The sequence below is a fragment of the Pseudomonas sp. BAV 4579 genome (genome assembly GCF_009765395.1).
Taxonomy (GTDB): Bacteria; Pseudomonadota; Gammaproteobacteria; order Pseudomonadales; family Pseudomonadaceae; genus Chryseomonas; species Chryseomonas aestiva.
Genome location: NZ_WHOV01000149.1, coordinates 1 through 3,096, shown reverse-complemented (window position 1 = coordinate 3,096; position 3,096 = coordinate 1). Strand labels below are relative to the sequence as shown.

2 protein-coding genes and 1 pseudogene are annotated in these 3,096 nt (G+C 69.6%); all 3 read right to left on the bottom strand.

The window, feature by feature from the left end:
* Positions 1–211: 211 nt before the first annotated feature.
* A complete protein-coding gene (locus GSQ95_RS22670) occupies positions 212–1,480 on the bottom strand; it encodes a DUF445 domain-containing protein (RefSeq protein WP_158897123.1) in 1,269 nt (422 codons plus the stop codon).
* Positions 1,481–1,529: 49 nt separating this feature from the next.
* Positions 1,530–2,639, bottom strand: coding sequence for a Gfo/Idh/MocA family protein (locus tag GSQ95_RS22665; protein ID WP_158897122.1), 1,110 nt, complete (start codon positions 2,637–2,639; stop codon positions 1,530–1,532).
* A gap of 352 nt (positions 2,640–2,991) precedes the next feature.
* Positions 2,992–3,096 (bottom strand): annotated as a pseudogene (locus GSQ95_RS22660) (ABC transporter permease); the annotation flags it as partial.

The following is a 3,096-nucleotide window of genomic DNA, read 5'->3' as shown; positions in this document are numbered from 1 at the left end:
GGGCTTGGGGTTTGGCGTCCGGGTTTGCCCTCACCCCGGCCCTCTCCCGGAGGGAGAGGGGGTGGTGCGGCAGGGGGCGACGTTCTCGATGTATCAGCTTGAGCGGCGGCAACCAGTGGAAAACGCTGCGCGGTTTTCCACGCTACGGGGGCGGCGGTAGGGTGGAAAACGGCGCAGCCTTTTCCACGCGTGTTCTGGAGGGCCTCCTGCCCTACCCCGGCCCCAACCACTGCGTCAGGGCATGCAGCACCAGCCCCACCAGGCCGCCCACCAGGGTGCCGTTGATGCGGATGAACTGCAGGTCCTTGCCGACACTCTGCTCCAGTTGCTGGACCAGCTCGTCGGTGTCCCAGGCGGCCACGCGGGCGGCGATGTAGTCGCCGATGCGCTGGCGGTTGCGGTCGATGAAGGGCGGCGCCACGGCCATCAGCTGCTCGTTGATCCAGCGTCGCATGGCTTCGTCGCGACTCAGGGTGTCGCCCAGCTCGGCCAGCAGCCGGCCCAGGCGCCGGCGGATGCGCGAATCCGGGGCGGCGAGATCGGCCTGCAGCCAGTTCACCAGCTGGTCCCACAGCTCCTGCAGATAACCCGCCAGCGCCGGGTGCTCCAGCAGCCGGTCGCGCAGTTGTTCGCCGCGCAGGCGAAAGGCCGGGTCCTCCTTGAGGCGCTCGATGAAGCCGACCAGATAGCCATCGAAATGCCGGCGCAACTCGTGCTCGCGGTCATGGCTGATCTCGCCGATCAGCCGCGACACCGCCTGCACCACCTTGATCGCCGACCAGCGCCCGACCCGTTCGTCCAGGCCCAGATACTTCAGGGTACGCAGCTCGCCGCCGATGGTGCGGGCGATCAGCGCCTGGGTGTCTTCGTCCTGCAGCAGGCGATCGATCTCCTGCAGCACCTCGTCGAGCACCGCCTGATGGCGACCGTCGGCGGTCAGCATGTCGAGCAGTTCGCCGGACAGCGCCGCCACGTCGAGGCGCTGCAGCCGCTCCACCGCTACCCGGCGGATGAAGGCCTGCACCCGCACCTCGCGCAGGGCTTCCAGGGAATAGCGGGCGACGCCGGTGGCCTGGCTGGCCACCGCGGCGGCGTTGTCCGGCTGGCGCAACCAGCCGGCCAGGCGCCCGGCGGCGTCCAGTTCCTCCAGCTTGGCCAGCACCTGGGGCGTGGCGAGGAAGTGCAGGCAGATGAAGTCCGACAGCTTGCGCCCGACTCCGGCCTTGTTGCGCGGGATGATGGCGGTGTGGGGAATCGGCAGGCCCAGCGGATGGCGGAACAGCGCGGTCACCGCAAACCAGTCGGCGATGGCCCCGACCATGGCCGCCTCGGCGAAGGCGGCGGCGTAGCCCCAGGCCGGATGGCTGGCCTCGAGGGCAGTGGCCAGGCAGTAGAGCGCGGCCGCCAGGAACAGCAGCAGCAGCGCGATGAGCTTCATGCGCCGGACCGGGGTGAGGCCGTCGCCGGTGAGTGTGGTCATGGAAGAGGGACAGTCCTCGCGCGGGATGATCCCAGCATCCTACCCCAGACTAGAGCCTGACCCAGCGCTCCTCCTGGGCCGATTGCCGCGCGGCCTGGGCCAGGCGCTCCACTTCCCAGGCCTCCTGGAAGTCGACGCCGGTATGCCCGGGGTTGCCGCCCAGGGCCTCCAGCAGCGAGCGGACCTCCAGGGTCTTGAGTTCGTTGTAGCCGAGCTGGTGGCCGGGCGCCGGGCAGAAGGCGGCGTAGTCCGGCAGGTGCGGACCGGCCAGCAGGGTACGGAAACCGGCCAGGCCCGGACGGTCGCCGACCTGGTAGAGGCGCAGTTCGTTGAGCCGCTCCTGGTCGAAGCTGAGGGTGCCGCGGGTACCGCAGACCTCGAAGGCCAGGCGATTCTTGCGCCCGTGCTTGAGCCAGCTGGTGGTCAGGGTGCCGCGGGCGCCACTGGCGAAGCGCAGCAGCAGATGGGCCTGGTCGTCGATCTCCACCGCGCGGGTGCCGCCCTGGTGGGGGCGCTCGCCATGGGCGGTGTGCAGATCGGCGCAGAGCGTCGCCACCGGGCCGAGCAGGAAGCGCGCCAGCGACAGGATATGGCTGCCCAGGTCGGCCAGGGCGCCGCCGGCCTGGCGGGTCTCACAGCGCCAGGTGAAGGGCCCCTGGGGATCGCCCATGAAGTCTTCGCTGAATTCGCCGCTGAAGCTGACGATCTCGCCCAGTTCGCCGCTTTCGATCAGCTCGCGCGCCTGCCTGAGCATGGGATTCTGCAGGTAGTTGTAGCCGACCCGGTTGACCACCCCGGCCTGGCGCGCGGCGTCGCGCATCCGCGTCGCCTCCTCCAGGCTCACCGCCAGGGGCTTCTCGCAATAGACCGCCTTGTCCGCCGCCAGGGCGGCCAGGGCCATGGGCGCGTGCAGCAGGTTGGGGGTGGTGATGGCCACCAGCTCGACCTGGGGATCGGCGATCAGGCTTTCCCAATCGCAGCTGCGGGTGAAGCCCCAGGCGTCGGCGCAGCGAGCGGCGCGCTCCGGATCGGCATCGGCCAGGGCCACCAGCCGTGGGCGGACCGGCAAGCTGAAGCTGCTCGCCGCGTGATGGAAGGCCTGGGCATGGGCATGACCCATGAAGCCGGTACCAATCAGACCGATGCCGATGTCGCGCATGTCGTTCTCCGTCAGGGGTATAGAAAGACCCGGCCGGCCAAGCCATTAGCCGACCGGGTAAAAGGGATGGCTTTGGAGTGCGGGCGCCCTCACCCCGGCCCTCTCCCAGGGGGAGAGGGGTAAAACGGTTGGGTGCTGGCTCGGCCCCTCACCCCGCCCCTCTCCCAGGGGGAGCGGGGGTAAAACGGTCGGGTGCTGGCTCGCCCTCACCCCGGCCCTCTCCCAGGGGGAGAGGGGTAAAACAGTTGGGTGCTGGCTCGGCCCTTACCCCGGCCCTCTCCCGGAGGGAGAGGGGACAAAGCGGTCGGGTGCTGGCTCGGCCCTCGCCCAGGAAGAGGGGAAGGCGCCAGCCCTAGCGCTTGGCCTTGCGCTTGTTGCGGTATTGGTCGATGACCACGGCGACCACGATGATCAGGCCCTTGATGATGTCCTGGACGTAGGCGTCCACCCCGAGGAA

Coding starts and splice junctions, on each gene's coding strand:
- GSQ95_RS22665 (WP_158897122.1), bottom strand. CDS start 2,639: ATGCGCGACATCGGCATCGGTCTGATTGGTACCGGCTTCATGGGTCAT.
- GSQ95_RS22670 (WP_158897123.1), bottom strand. CDS start 1,480: ATGACCACACTCACCGGCGACGGCCTCACCCCGGTCCGGCGCATGAAG.